Origin of the sequence: Holdemania sp. 1001302B_160321_E10, assembly GCF_015552275.1 — a bacterium.
GTDB lineage: Bacteria > Bacillota_I > Bacilli_A > Erysipelotrichales > Erysipelotrichaceae > Holdemania.
This window is the reverse complement of the sequence record NZ_JADNEM010000049.1, coordinates 1-13,184: the sequence shown is the minus strand read 5'-3', so window position 1 is coordinate 13,184 and position 13,184 is coordinate 1. Positions and strand designations below refer to the sequence as shown.

16 protein-coding genes, 2 tRNA genes and 1 pseudogene are annotated in these 13,184 nt (G+C 50.0%); 17 read left to right on the top strand and 2 right to left on the bottom strand.

Annotated features, from left to right (window positions below; genetic code table 11):
* Positions 1 to 183 precede the first annotated feature (183 nt).
* The 6 genes from I2D94_RS17250 (at position 184) to truA (ending at position 4,870) form a co-directional block, all read left to right on the top strand.
* Entirely contained in the window at positions 184 to 771 is a 588-nt protein-coding gene (locus I2D94_RS17250; protein ID WP_072683958.1) for an O-methyltransferase, read from the top strand.
* 51 nt (positions 772 to 822) lie between these two features.
* Entirely contained in the window at positions 823 to 1,383 is a 561-nt protein-coding gene (locus I2D94_RS17245; protein WP_195397788.1) for a hypothetical protein, read from the top strand.
* Positions 1,384 to 1,618: 235 nt separating this feature from the next.
* Positions 1,619 to 2,446: an energy-coupling factor transporter ATPase gene (locus tag I2D94_RS17240; RefSeq protein ID WP_072683956.1), complete on the top strand. Its 828-nt coding sequence runs from the start codon at positions 1,619 to 1,621 to the stop codon at positions 2,444 to 2,446.
* Positions 2,422 to 3,279 (top strand): energy-coupling factor transporter ATPase, encoded by an 858-nt coding sequence (locus tag I2D94_RS17235; protein WP_195397787.1) that lies wholly within the window; start codon positions 2,422 to 2,424, stop codon positions 3,277 to 3,279. Before I2D94_RS17240 ends, I2D94_RS17235 begins: the two co-directional genes overlap by 25 nt.
* Positions 3,276 to 4,073: an energy-coupling factor transporter transmembrane protein EcfT gene (locus tag I2D94_RS17230; protein ID WP_195397786.1), complete on the top strand. Its 798-nt coding sequence runs from the start codon at positions 3,276 to 3,278 to the stop codon at positions 4,071 to 4,073. The genes I2D94_RS17235 and I2D94_RS17230 overlap by 4 nt, the downstream gene beginning before the upstream one ends.
* Complete coding sequence (gene truA / locus I2D94_RS17225; RefSeq protein WP_195397785.1) at positions 4,070 to 4,870, top strand: tRNA pseudouridine(38-40) synthase TruA; 801 nt, start codon at positions 4,070 to 4,072, stop codon at positions 4,868 to 4,870. The genes I2D94_RS17230 and truA overlap by 4 nt, the downstream gene beginning before the upstream one ends.
* A gap of 124 nt (positions 4,871 to 4,994) precedes the next feature.
* Here the strand turns inward: truA and I2D94_RS17220 are convergent, their stop codons facing one another.
* The gene (locus tag I2D94_RS17220) at positions 4,995 to 5,372 is read right to left on the bottom strand and encodes a hypothetical protein (protein ID WP_195397784.1); all 378 of its coding nucleotides are present in this window, start codon (positions 5,370 to 5,372) and stop codon (positions 4,995 to 4,997) included.
* 101 nt (positions 5,373 to 5,473) lie between these two features.
* On the opposite strand from I2D94_RS17220, the gene I2D94_RS17215 reads away from it, so the two are divergent.
* The 7 genes and pseudogenes from I2D94_RS17215 to gpmA all read left to right on the top strand — a co-directional run bounded on the left by I2D94_RS17215 (position 5,474) and on the right by gpmA (position 9,758).
* A complete protein-coding gene (locus I2D94_RS17215) occupies positions 5,474 to 5,794 on the top strand; it encodes a PadR family transcriptional regulator (RefSeq protein WP_072683951.1) in 321 nt (106 codons plus the stop codon).
* Entirely contained in the window at positions 5,787 to 6,377 is a 591-nt protein-coding gene (locus I2D94_RS17210) for a DUF1700 domain-containing protein (RefSeq protein WP_195397783.1), read from the top strand. The genes I2D94_RS17215 and I2D94_RS17210 overlap by 8 nt, the downstream gene beginning before the upstream one ends.
* Complete coding sequence (locus I2D94_RS17205; RefSeq protein WP_195397782.1) at positions 6,374 to 7,234, top strand: DUF4097 family beta strand repeat-containing protein; 861 nt, start codon at positions 6,374 to 6,376, stop codon at positions 7,232 to 7,234. Before I2D94_RS17210 ends, I2D94_RS17205 begins: the two co-directional genes overlap by 4 nt.
* 255 nt (positions 7,235 to 7,489) lie before the next feature.
* Complete coding sequence (gene rplM / locus I2D94_RS17200) at positions 7,490 to 7,927, top strand: 50S ribosomal protein L13 (protein ID WP_006059537.1); 438 nt, start codon at positions 7,490 to 7,492, stop codon at positions 7,925 to 7,927.
* Positions 7,928 to 7,942: 15 nt separating this feature from the next.
* Positions 7,943 to 8,350: a 30S ribosomal protein S9 gene (gene rpsI, locus I2D94_RS17195; protein WP_006059536.1), complete on the top strand. Its 408-nt coding sequence runs from the start codon at positions 7,943 to 7,945 to the stop codon at positions 8,348 to 8,350.
* A gap of 221 nt (positions 8,351 to 8,571) precedes the next feature.
* Complete coding sequence (locus I2D94_RS17190) at positions 8,572 to 8,838, top strand: hypothetical protein (protein ID WP_195397781.1); 267 nt, start codon at positions 8,572 to 8,574, stop codon at positions 8,836 to 8,838.
* Positions 8,839 to 9,006: 168 nt separating this feature from the next.
* A pseudogene (gene gpmA / locus I2D94_RS17185) lies at positions 9,007 to 9,758 on the top strand (2,3-diphosphoglycerate-dependent phosphoglycerate mutase).
* A gap of 140 nt (positions 9,759 to 9,898) precedes the next feature.
* On the opposite strand, the gene I2D94_RS17180 reads toward gpmA, so the two are convergent.
* Positions 9,899 to 10,693: a MerR family transcriptional regulator gene (locus I2D94_RS17180; RefSeq protein WP_195397779.1), complete on the bottom strand. Its 795-nt coding sequence runs from the start codon at positions 10,691 to 10,693 to the stop codon at positions 9,899 to 9,901.
* Positions 10,694 to 10,754: 61 nt separating this feature from the next.
* Between I2D94_RS17180 and I2D94_RS17175 the strand changes: the two genes are divergently transcribed.
* The 4 genes from I2D94_RS17175 (at position 10,755) to I2D94_RS17160 (ending at position 13,116) form a co-directional block, all read left to right on the top strand.
* A complete protein-coding gene (locus tag I2D94_RS17175) occupies positions 10,755 to 12,065 on the top strand; it encodes an MATE family efflux transporter (RefSeq protein ID WP_229056943.1) in 1,311 nt (436 codons plus the stop codon).
* Entirely contained in the window at positions 12,008 to 12,784 is a 777-nt protein-coding gene (locus tag I2D94_RS17170; RefSeq protein ID WP_083538465.1) for an N-acetylmuramoyl-L-alanine amidase, read from the top strand. Before I2D94_RS17175 ends, I2D94_RS17170 begins: the two co-directional genes overlap by 58 nt.
* 161 nt (positions 12,785 to 12,945) lie before the next feature.
* Positions 12,946 to 13,022 (top strand) — tRNA-Ile (locus tag I2D94_RS17165).
* Between the two features lie 18 nt (positions 13,023 to 13,040).
* A tRNA-Ala gene (locus tag I2D94_RS17160) sits at positions 13,041 to 13,116 on the top strand.
* Positions 13,117 to 13,184 lie beyond the last annotated feature (68 nt).

The following is a 13,184-nucleotide window of genomic DNA, read 5'->3' as shown; positions in this document are numbered from 1 at the left end:
GAGAATAGCTATGCCTGCCATAGTGAACGTAGCTCGTTGCCAGGTTCTCCGGTTCCCTTTCTCAGGGAGCCTTTTTTCTTATCAACCCCGTCAGAAAGATGAGGGGATGCCCAAAGATAAAGTCATGCTTATCCTGTGGAAATAGCGCGTATGAATAAAAAAGGATAAAAAGGGGGAAATTCAATGCCGTCCATTAATGATTTGGAGATTTACGCTCAGGAAAACCATGTGCCGATTATGATGAAAACCGGTATTGAATTCATTCTGGAACTCATTCGCAATCAAGCCTATACCCGAATTCTGGAATTGGGCACTGCAATCGGTTATTCGGCAATCCGGATGGCGAAGCTCTCAACGTTGATTCAAATTGACACTTTGGAAAATGATCCCGAGCGCGCACAGCTGGCGATTGCCAACATTGCGGCGGAACGGCTGGATACTCAGATCCATGTGTTCGCAATGGATATCGCAAAGTTTCAGACCGACCGGCTCTATGATCTGATTTTTGTTGACGCCGCGAAGGCGCAATATCCCCGCTATATGGAACAATTCCGCGGTAATCTTGCCAAGGGCGGCGTCTTTGTCTTTGATAATCTGAACTTTCATGGAATGGTCGAAGATCCGTCCCTGACTGAAAACAAAGGCACCCGGCAAATGATTAAAAAACTGCGGCGGTTTCGGGAAACCCTGATGCATGATCCCGACTGCCTCACGCAGTTCTATCCGGAGGTCGGCGATGGTGTCGCCGTCGTGGGCTTATTAAGAAAATAGTTTAAAACCTGATGAAATATGATAGAATAAAGAAAAGGATCGGTGACAACGATGAAAAAAGGATTATTATTCGGCTTGTTGGCAGCCGCTGGCGGTGCCGCCTATTTGTTAAGTAAAGCAGCCAATAAAAAAGACGAAGAAAAAACGATTATTACACTGAGCAGCGACGAAGAAGAAACAACGCTGCAGCCGCAGAAAGAAGAACCGGCTGAAACAGAACCGGAAGCGGCCTCTGAAGAAAAGGCTGAAGAAGAGCCGCAGTATTCCCGCGAAGTACAGGAAATCAATCTGATGTATCCCTATTTAAAGCCGGCTTTCATTTCAGCCTGCCTGAAAGAACAGCTGGATTTTGATCAGAACTATCCGGAAGGTTCACTGGTGACGATCTATCACGATATCAGCTTCCCGGCGGTGGAGGATCTGATCACCTTCGTTCGAATTATCAAGGAACATGACTATCAGATCAACGAAGCGGACGGCGATCAGTCGCTTACGATCAGCAAGGATCTGCTTGTGGAAAAAGGAAAAATCTTAAGCGATATTCTGAACGTTTCCAACCAGGTCTGCTGCCTGAACGGTCAGTATCACGCGTATCGTCTGGAATCGAAATAAAATGGAAACAAGTCGGCTTCCGCTTCGGCGGCGCGGACTTTTTCTTTTTTCCGACCGCGGTTCTCGCGGGCATGTCCAAGGCTGAAATCAGCGAAAGCGGTGTCATCGACCGCAGATCGCTAAACAAATTCAACGCTTTGTCAAGACCTGAAAAATCCCTTTCCCATAAGGGGTTCTTTATTGTTTTAAAACGAGTTCATCTGTTGTATAATTAAAACACTTTGAGGTGAGAACTATGAAACAGCTGGAAGTTAAAAATCTGAGCTTTTCCTATGACGAAGCGACGCATGCCGTGCGTCATGTTTCCTTCGCCATTGAGAAAGGAAGTTATACAACGATTATCGGTCACAACGGCAGCGGCAAGTCGACGATCGCCAAGCTGCTGATCGGGCTGCTGGAAAAAGATGAGGGCGAGATCCTGATCGACAATCTGCCTTTAAACGAGGAAAATCTGATGGAAATCCGCAGCCGGGTGGGAATTGTGTTCCAGAACCCGGATAACCAGTTCATCGGTTCCACGGTGCGGGACGATATCGCATTTGGTTTGGAAAACCATTGCGTGGCGCAGGAAAAAATGGACGCCATCATTACGGAATTCGCAGAAAAGGTCAATATGACCGATTATCTGGAAAGCGAGCCAACCCGCTTGTCCGGAGGCCAGAAACAGCGTGTCGCCATCGCCGGGGTGCTCGCAATGGCGCCGGAAATGATCATTTTTGATGAGTCGACAAGTATGCTCGATCCGCAGGGGAAAGATGAAATTAACCGCGTGATCCGCCAGCTGCATGCCGAAACCCAGCTGACTATCATCTCGATCACCCATGACATTGAGGAAGTCGCCAAGAGCGATCATGTGCTGGTGATGGATCAGGGCGAGATTAAGATGGAAGGCACGCCGGAGGAAATCCTGCTGCGGGATAAAGAACTGATTCGCCTGCATCTGGATATTCCGTTCAGCATCAAGCTGCAGCAGCAGTTAAAGAAAAACGGCTTAACGATGAAGCCGGAGATTACGATTGAAGGGCTGGTGAATCAACTGTGTCAATTCGATTTGAAAAACTAAGCTATACATACTCCAGTGGGACGCCGTTTGCCTACGCCGCATTGAAAGATGTGGATCTGGAAATTGAGGAAGGCAAGGTCACGGCGATTATCGGCAAGACCGGCAGCGGCAAGACGACGCTGGTGCAGCATCTCAACGCGCTGCTGCTTCCGACCGCGGGGAAGCTTGAAATTCTGGGAAGGACGATCAGCGCTCAGCAGAAGCCGGAGCACTTGAAAAGCTTGCGCAAGGATGTCGGACTGGTCTTTCAGTTTCCGGAATATCAGTTGTTTGAAGAAACAATTCTGAAGGACATCGCTTTTGGACCGAAAAACTTCGGCGCCAGCGAAGAAGAAGCGGTGCGCCGGGCCCGCGAGGTCATCAAGGTTGTCGGTTTGGATGAAACGATGCTGGAACGCTCGCCGTTGGATTTATCCGGTGGACAGAAACGCCGCGTGGCGATCGCGGGCATTCTGGCGATGGATCCGCAGGTGCTGGTGCTGGATGAACCGACGGCCGGCCTGGATCCGCAGGGTGCTCAGTCGATGATGCATCTGTTTATGAATCTCAACAAGCAGATGAACAAAACCGTGCTGATCGTGACGCACGATATGGAACACGTTCTCAATTATTGCGACAATGTCGTCGTTGTGAATCATGGCGAAATTCTGCAGAAAACGTCGGTTCATGAATTTTTCCGCAAAACGGATCTGTTAAAGCAGTTAAACATCCTGCCGCCGGCGATCATCCGTACCCGCGAGATGCTGAATCAACGCGGCTTTCACCTGTCTGAAGACATCATGGATATTCCCTCCCTGGCGAAGGAAATCCTGCGGGAGGTGAAGCTGAAATGAATAACTTTGCGTTAGGCAAATACATGCCGCTTAACTCCCCAATCCACCGCATGGATCCGCGGGCGAAGATCATGGCGATGCTGATCGTGCTGATCGCGATCTTTTTCCCGGCCGGCTTCTCAGGCTATGCGATCATCGCTGTCTGCGCCGTCGCGGTCGTACTGATCGCGAAGCTGAGCCTGAACTTTGTCTGGCGGTCGATGAAGCCCATGTTGTTCATGCTGCTGTTTCTGCTGATCGTCAACATTCTCGTGCTGCGCACCGGCGCGCCGTTGATTACGATTTTGGGCTTCACGATTTACAGCGACGCGGTATTCCAGACGTTATATATCGCAATCCGGTTAATGCTGATGATCATCATCACGACGGTGTTAACCGCAACGACCAAACCGCTGGATCTGACGTTGGGGATTGAAGATTTGCTTCAGCCATTTCAGCGGTTTCACCTGCCGTCGCATGAGATTGCAATGATGATTTCCATCGCTTTGCGGTTCATTCCAACGTTGATCGAGGAAACGCAGCGGATCATGCGCGCTCAGGCCAGCCGCGGCGTGGATTTGAAAGAGGGCAAGCTGAAAGAAAAGATCATGGCGGTCTTATCACTGATCGTGCCGTTGTTCGTGTCGGCGTTTCAGCGGGCAGAGGAACTGGCGAACGCGATGGAAGCCCGCGGCTATTGCCCGGGACGGACGCGGACGCGATATAAGATCTTAAAGATGGAAGGTCGGGATTATCTGCTGCTGGCAGGAGCTGCCGCGTTATTGGCAACCATGCTTGTTCTGTGGCTGGCATGAGACAGCGGTTTAAAGCGGTCGTCAGCTACGATGGCTTTGATTATGCCGGATGGCAGATTCAGCCGGCCGAGCGCGGAGCGACGATTCAACAGACAATTCAGGATGCGATCAGCGCCATTTGCCGGCAGCCCCTATCCATCACGGGATCCGGTCGAACGGACGCCCAGGTCCATGCCTGGGGACAGGTTTTCCATTTTGACGTCGATTTCTCACTCAACGCTTTCCAATGGAAGCGGGCAATCAATGGCCATCTGCCGAAAGATATCCACATTCGTTCCATCGAAACTGTTGACCCGCATTTTCATGCCCGGTTTGACGCGATTGGGAAACGGTATGAATACCGAATCCAACTGGGCGATGCGAACGTATTTACCCGCCGTTATGCCTTCCAATCGCCATGGGCTTTAAATGTTCAGACCATGCGCGAGGGGGCGGCTTATCTGATCGGCGAACATGATTTCTCCTCCTTCTGCGCCAATTCCCGGACGGAAACGCCGGATCAGGTGCGGACGATCACGCGTCTGGAGCTGGTTGAAGACGGGGATCAGCTGCGATTGATTTACGAAGGCAATGGTTTCATGCGGTATATGGTGCGGATGCTGACGGGAACGTTGATTGAAGTTGGGCGCGGCCGGCTGACGCCGCAGGAAGTGCAGAAGATGCTGCTGGCCCGGGATAAACAGATCTGCCATTTCAATGCCAAACCGCAGGGATTGACGTTGGTTGAGGTCTATTATTCTTCATCCCGTGGATCTTCACAGGACGCTCTGGCCCAAAGTTGCGGACAGGATAAATAAAAAGGGCTTTGTCATAAATTAAAAAAACTGATTGAGAAGGATCAGTTTTTTTTGTTTACGCAGTGGACGCCACGTGTTATGCGGAGGATGTCAAAGCTGCAAAAGGAGCTCAGACAAAGCTTGCCTATACGATATTTTCCAGCTTCGCCTTGATCTGCATGAACATCGATTCTTCCTCGCTGGCTTCGATGACGCTGATCCTCGCGGGAAAATAATCGTGCCGCAGCGGATTGACCAGCAGCATCTTAACCTCGCACAGCTGCTGCAGAGGCAGCGCCAGATCGCAGGCGGAACCGAATAAGATAAATCCAATTCCAGAGTTTTCCACAAACGGCGAAGCCTTCAGCGCGATATAATGCTGCTGAGCCTGCGTAAGTGCGGTTTCAGGAATTCCCGTAGGAATATGGGTAAAACCGATGTTTTTGATTTTCAGAAGTTCTTCCATCAGAATGATCGGCTGTTCGCTGAAATATAAAATATGTCTGTGTTCAGAAAGTTCCATGTTTATCACCTGATCTTAGTATGGACGAAATCAATTCGATTTATACTCTAGTTGACATATAATATTATACGACATATAATATTATACAAGGAGGAGATACCATGACATTTCAGATTGGTTCGGTCCTGCTGGATGCGTGTGTTTTAGCGATCCTGGCGAAGGAGGATACTTATGGTTATCGTCTGACCCAGCAGATCAAGGAAACGCTGGGGGTCTCGGAATCGACCTTGTATCCGGTCTTGCGAAGGCTCCAGAAAGAAGAATTATTGGAAACCTACGACGTGGCGGTAATGGGCAGAAATCGAAGATATTACCGGCTGACAGACGAAGGTCTGGAGAAAAACAAAGAATATAAGCGGGAGTGGGTGTATTTTTCCCGGAAGATAACGACGATTTTAGAGGGAGGAAATCTTGATGACTAGACAGATTTATCTGCATCGGCTGAAAGAAGCGCTGGAAGGACTGCCGCGGGAAGAGCAGGAAAGCGCGATGCGGTATTGTGAGGAATATTTTGACGAAGCGGGCGAAGATCAGTTCGAGCAGGCAGTCCGCGATCTGGGCTCGCCGGAGGCGTTTGCGAAAGGGATCCGCAGCAGCTACAACAGCCGGATCAATGCCGATCAGCAGGAAGCTAAGAAATGGCCGTGGCCGCTGATCCTGTGCCTGGCACTGGTTGCCAGTCCGATCTGGGTGCCGCTGGCGATCGTGATTGTCATTTTACTGATCATTTTCGGATTCCTTCTGTTTTTACCGTTTATGGTCATTCTTCTGCTGCTGTTCTTATTTTTCGGGCTGGCTGGTTCGCTGCTGGTGAGTGCCGTCAGGATGATCTTTGTTTCCTGGGCTTCAGCGGGACTGGCCTTGGGTGGCATGTTAATTTGCGCGGCCTTGTTTCTGGTTTGCCTGTGCGGTTTGATCGCGCTGGTGAAAAAGGTCTGGCCATGGGCGAAAGAGAAGGCGCAGGAAGGCGTGGAATGGATTCGTGAAAGGAGAAATCAGGTATGAAGACAGTTTTGAAAATTGCGGCCGGTATGGGCGCAGCCGGGTTGATTCTGATCTTAACGATCTCGCTGATCACCGGGAAGACCGCTTTAACCTCACAGGATTTGGGAATTGACGTCGATCAGCTGGAAAACGGCGTCGGCATCCGCGTTGGGGATCATTGGATGGGAATGGGTCAGGGACATATGAACCGGCAGCATCACGACGAGGATGAGGATTATGAAACACATAACTGGCATGGCAGGGGCATGGGGGATGGTGATGGAAATTATCAGACGTACGACGAGACTTTTTCCGATATCACAGGCATCGACGTCGAAAGCGATTTGGGCGATGTCACGCTGATGCGCAACGATGGTCCTCAGACCCGCGTGGAAATCAATTACCGGAATTGCCAGAGCATTAAGGCAAAGGTTGAAAAGGGCATTCTGAAAGTGGAACTGGAACATCCGGATCATATCAATAACTGCAATTTGAGTCATGATCACAGCTGGATTACCATTTATGTTGGCAGCGGCGTGACGTTGGCCAATTCCGAAGTGGAACTGGCGTTGGGCGATTTGATCGTCGAAGATCTGGATTTTGTGGATTCTGAATTTGAGATGGCGCTGGGTGACGTCGATTTCACCGGGACGCTGCAGGGGCGCTGCAAGTTTGACGTGGCGCTGGGCGATGCGATGCTGACGCTCAACGGAAGCCGCTCGGATTATCGGATTGAAGCGGAGAACGCCATGGGCAGTCTCGGAATCGGCGAGGCGTACTATGATCAGAATCTGTCGAATTCCTGGAAGGATACTTCTGGAACGCATCATCTGAAGGTGGATAATGCCATGGGGGATACGGAGATTCAATTTCGATAACCTTTCCGATAACCTTGAATTTTCATAAAACATGTATTGATGAGGAAGGCGGCAGGAACAGCCGCTTTTCCCGTTTTCGGGCAAAATGGCACACGGAGAGCTGTGGAAATCTTCCAAATAGGGAAAAGTATGTAAATAAACGGTAAAAAGGCTAAAAAACAGTTGACGAAAAGGAGCCGGGAGTTTAGAATAATACTCGGCAACTTATGCCAAATGTAGCCCCGGAAACTACACTTGGTTAGGAGGAATTAAATTATGCGCCAGACAACTATGGCAAAACCAAATGAAGTTGTACGTCAGTGGTACGTCGTTGACGGACAAGGATTAACACTGGGACGGCTTGCGAGCGAAGTCGCAACGGTTCTGCGTGGAAAGCACAAACCTACTTATACACCAAATGTTGACTGCGGTGATTATGTCATCGTGATCAATGCTGACAAGATCGAAATCACAGGCGATCAGGATAACAAGAAGAGCTACTTCAGCCATTCTATGCATCCAGGTGGACTGCGTGTCCGCACAACGCGCGTGATGCGGGAACAGTATACGGTTGAATGGGTCGAAAAGGCCATCAAAGGTATGCTTCCGCACACGAAGTTAGGTGATGTTATGCGCACGCATCTGTTCGTTTACACGGGCAGCGAGCATCCGCATCAGGCTCAGAAACCTGTTGAGCTGAAAATCAAGGGTTAGTAAGGAGAAAGACTAATGGCAGCGAAAAAGAAATCAAACGTAACGTATATCGGCACAGGCCGTCGTAAAACAGCTGTTGCCCGCGTCTTCATGACCCCGGGCACAGGTGCAATGAGCATCAATGGAAAGACTTTGGAGGAATACCTGCCGGAAGAAACTCTGCGCATGGTTGTCCGTTCCCCGTTGGAACTGACAGAAACTCTGGGTCAGTTTGACATCAAGATCAATGTCTGCGGCGGTGGATTCACCGGCCAGGCAGGCGCTATGCGTCACGGTATCGCACGGGCACTGCTGGAAGCTTCCAGCGATTACCGTCCGAAGCTGAAGGCTGCGGGTTTCCTGACTCGTGACAGCCGCGCTAAGGAACGGAAGAAGTATGGCTTAAAGGCCGCTCGCCGCGCTCCGCAGTTCAGCAAGCGTTAAGCTTTATTCTCAAAATGGTTCAAAGAGTCCGGAAAAGCAAAATTTTCCGGGCTTTTACTTTTGATCAAACCTGATGGAATTTGATTCAGGAAAAATTCCTTTCGTCTGATTTTCAAAGGTGGAACAGAGGATGGGTCACTGCCTGATCATGACTGTTTGAAAAAAGAGCTGCCGCTCTTTCGTGAGGCGGCAGGCAAGAACTGACGCGGGAGATGTAGAAAATGGACACACTGAGTCGTCGGCAAAGCAAGGAAACGGCATCTGCGGACAAGCGGCAGACTCTGACAGAGAGAGGCAGGAGGCTTATCATCGAAATACACCAGGGGATGATTGCTCAAGGAGACCTCGTTCTGAAAATGGGTGTGAGAGAAACGATGTCCGCGGCCATGAATGAGAAGGCAAGTGAACGGCGTGTTGAAACGAGGATAAATTTGAAAACAGGGGTTAGATCCATTTTGATTGCATTGCATAAACTATGGAAAGAATGAAGAACGCCGATCAAAAAAATTGTGGCCAAAGGGAAATTCTGTTTCGGAATTTCTTCTTTTTCTTCAAAGGATTTGAGACGTCGGTCGTTTTCGTTGACATTCCATGAGAGGAGAAATAGAATTAAAATGAAAGTTAGAATTAACTAACACTAAGAGAGAAGGATAGCTATGAAACTGGTCCTGGTTCGTCATGGCGAAAGTGAGTGGAATAAGCTGAACCTGTTTACCGGATGGACAGACGTCGATTTAAGTGAAACTGGACGTCAGGAAGCTGAACAGGCTGGCCGGATTTTGAAAGATCAGGGATTTGATTTTGATCTCTGTTACACGTCAGTTTTAAAGCGGGCCATTCATACCCTGGATCACATGTTGGATGCGATGGATCGCAGCTGGCTGCCGGTGATCAAAAGCTGGAAATTGAATGAACGGCATTACGGCGCTCTGCAGGGGTTGAATAAAGCGGAAACAGCGGCGAAGTACGGTGAGGAACAGGTGAAGCTGTGGCGCCGTGCATATGCCGTCCTGCCGCCAGTCCTGCCTGCCGGGGATCCGCGCAGTGCGCTTAGGCAGACGATGTATCGGCGGGTGGATCCGGCTCTGCTGCCGGATGGCGAAAGTCTGGAAACGACGATCAAACGCGTCGTCCCTTATTTTGAAGCCGTGATCAAACCGAAAATGCTGGCGGGAAACAAAGTGCTGATCGTCGCGCATGGCAATTCTTTAAGAGCGCTGGTCAACTATTTTGATCAGCTGAGCGCGGAAGAAATCATGGAAGTAACGATCCCGACCGCTGCGCCGCTGGTCTATGAATTTGACGCGGAGTTTAACGTCTCAGTCATGCTTATTTAACGGATGCAGACGAGTTGGAAAAGAAAGCGGATGTTGTCTTGAATCAGGGCAAGGTTTCCGCCGCCGGATAAGCGATTTCGTCATCCAGATTGGAATTTCATCTGAGGTTTAACAAATGCCGGAACGATTTCTGGAAATCGTAAAGTTCTGAACCCAATGATTTAAAAGGCACTTTCGCAGTAGAAGGGTGCCTTTCAATTAAGGGAGACGATCAGGCAGGAATGACCTGCACCTGAAGCTGGGTTACGTATTCTTCGTAACGCTGGGTTTCATGAACGTCGATCAGTAAAAATTCAAGGAAATTTCCCGCTGGCTTCAGGTTTTGTTTCTCGATTGTTTCTTGTAAAAGACGCAGATGCTCGTCGTGGGTATCATAGCGCCCGCTATAGGTCAGCGTGAGATAATCGCCTGCTTCCAGAATGAAATCATACGATTCATCCTCTGTGCAGATGAAGACGGACGTGCAGCGGACTGAGCCGTCAGGCTGCAGCTCCAGAATTGAACCCGTATCGCCGTTGCCGAGAATGGAGAGTTGTTCCTCCAGCCGTCCGGAAAGTTTGGTCAGCAGGAAATCAATATCCTCGTCACGCTCAATCTTTTCTTTGAGAAGCAGACATCGTCGTTTTTCCAATGTCCGCCGGCAAACCTGATTCATCGGCTCGCTGAGCGCCTCCTCGAGGCTCTGGCGGCGCTTTTGTACATCCTGGAGGTCTTTCTCCATCTCCTTGATTCTCTGCCGCAGAATGGCTTCTTTTTCGCCCAGCAGGCTGCGGGTCGTCGCTACGGAGCGGGCGTCCAGGTAGGTTTTAATCTGTCCTGTGCTGAATCCCAGCTTTAGTAAATCGCGGATAACGTTCAGCCGCCAGATATCGCTGAGCGAATACAGCCGGTAATTGCCTGCGCTGCGCTGCGGCTGAATCAATCCGATTTTCTCGTAATAGCGCAGGGAATCGGCTCCAATATGATAGAGTCGGCAAATTTCCTGGATCTGATACAGGTTTTTCATTCCTTCACCTCTTGACTCTGGTATTATACCAAGGTTTATACTGGTTCAGGAAGGAGGAATTATGAGTTTAAAACGAAAATTTATACGTTTTGTCCTGCCGTCGATGGCGTCGATGCTGGTATTTAATTTATATACGATGGTAGACGGCATCTTTATTGCCAACTACGCAGGAGAAACGGCATTGGCGGCTGTCAATCTGGCGATGCCGTTTATCAATTTCATGTTTGCTTTTTCCCTGCTGTTGTCGATCGGCGCGTCGACGTTGATTTCAATCCATCGAGGCGCGGGGCGAACGGAGCGGGCGAACGAGCTGTTTACGATGAACACGGCTGTGCTGTCGGTCCTGGCGTTATTGATCTCGGCAGGCTGTGTCTTTTTCGCCAAACCATTGGCGATCTTTCTGGGAGCGGGCAGCGATACGTTGAGCTATGTAACGGAATATCTCCGGATCATCGGCGGCTTTGGCTTTTTCTTCATCGTTTCCTATTCGTTTGAAGTGTTGATCAAGGCGGATGGTTTTCCGCAGTTATCCACCTTCGGCGTGCTGCTGGGCGCGGTGACGAACATTGTGCTGGACGCATTGTTTGTCTTTGGCTTCCATTGGGGGCTGGCGGGAGCGGCCTGGGCGACCGGGATCTCGCAGCTGCTGACCTTCCTGGTTTTTTTCAGTCATTTCCTGTTCAGCCGGAAAACGCATTTTCATTTCACCCGGTTTTCGCTGGAGCTGTCGCAGTATCGGCGGATTGTTCCGATCGGCATCGCCGACTGCATTACAGAATTGTCGGCCGGAGTGATTGTGTTTGCGTTTAATCATCAGATTCTGACGGTGATTGGAACCTCGGGCGTGGTCAGCTACACGGTCATGACGTATGTTTACAATCTGGTCTTAATGGCGTTTGTGGGTATTGCGCAGGGTTGTCAGCCGTTGGTCAGCTATGCGCTGGGGCAGCAGGATTCGAAAACGATCAAATTGGTCTATCGTTATGGCCTGACAGCGGTCGCGCTGACTTCGGCGCTGTGCTTTGGCGGCTGCTGGATTTTTACGCCGCAGATCGTTTCGGTTTTCATCCAGCCGCAGGAAACGGCATTGTTTGGCAGTACGGTAGCGGCGTTCCGCCTGTATTCCTTTTGTTTTCTGATTATGGGGTATAATGTGCTGACTTCGGGATTCTTCGTCGCGCTGGCGAAACCGAAAGCGGCGCTGACCTTGTCGCTGGCCCGGGGGATTGTCGTAATCCTGATCAGTCTGCTTGCGATGTCGTCGGTTTTCGGAGCGTTGGGAATCTGGCTGACGCCGACGGTGAGCGAAGGCGGATGTCTGGTCTTGAGCTTTATTCTGTTAAGCAAAGCGAAGTCAGGGGCAGCGGCATAGAACCGCTGCTTTTTTCATACAATGAAGCGATGAAACGATTAAAACGAAAATGCTGGGCAACAGGGAGCTTGATTGTCCTGTTGATCGCCGCTCTGGTGATGCGGGCGTTCAGCCGCGCGATCACAGTCATGTCGGATACGCGTTTAAACGGAATGACAATCGTGATCGATGCGGGACATGGGGGAAAGGATCCGGGAGCACGGAGTCAGGCGATTGACGAAGATGAGATTAATTTGAAGACGGCGAAGAAATTGCAGCGGCTATTGGAGGGGGCAGGCGCGGAGGTCATCATGATTCGTGAGGAGGATGTTGATCTGGCGCCCGCCGATGCGAAGAATGTCAAGCGGGAGGATTTAAAAAGACGGGTTGAAATTATGAATCAGCCGCAGGTCACGTTGTTTGTCAGCATTCATTGCAACATCTCGCTGGACAGCCGGGTACATGGCGCAGAGGTGTATTATCAGCAGGGCAATGAAAATTCGCATCAGCTGGCCGCCGCTGTTCTGGAACGGCTGCGGCCGGTGACGAACTCCAAGTTTCAGCCCAAAACCGGAAATATCTTCATCTTGAAACAGACGACATCGCTGGGAATTCTGGCCGAGATTGGATTTTTATCCAACGGTCAGGATTTGACTGCGCTGCAAAAAGAGGAACATCTGGATGAAATCGCGTATGCGATTTTTCAGGGAATCGACGATTTCGTTAAGATTCTGGAATAGCGCGTCTGCCTGTCTTTTGTGAGATTGAATGGAAGGGGCTGCCTGCATTTTGTCTTGCAAAAAAATTGTATGTAAAAAAAAACAAAAAATTTTAAAAAGTTGTTGACACTTTATTTTCTCCGTGGTATATTTATTAAGCATTCGATGGGAAACAGTTAATTGGGCCTGTAGCTCAGGTGGTTAGAGCGCACCCCTGATAAGGGTGAGGTCGTTGGTTCAAGTCCATTCAGGCCCACCATCGAATTTAAATATACATGGGGTATTAGCTCAGCTGGGAGAGCGCCTGCTTTGCACGCAGGAGGTCAACGGTTCGATCCCGTTATGCTCCACCATAGTAAAGTTATCCGAACCGCTGAATAGCGGTTTTTGTTTTGTGTCAATGTTGGTAGCCTGAAGGTTG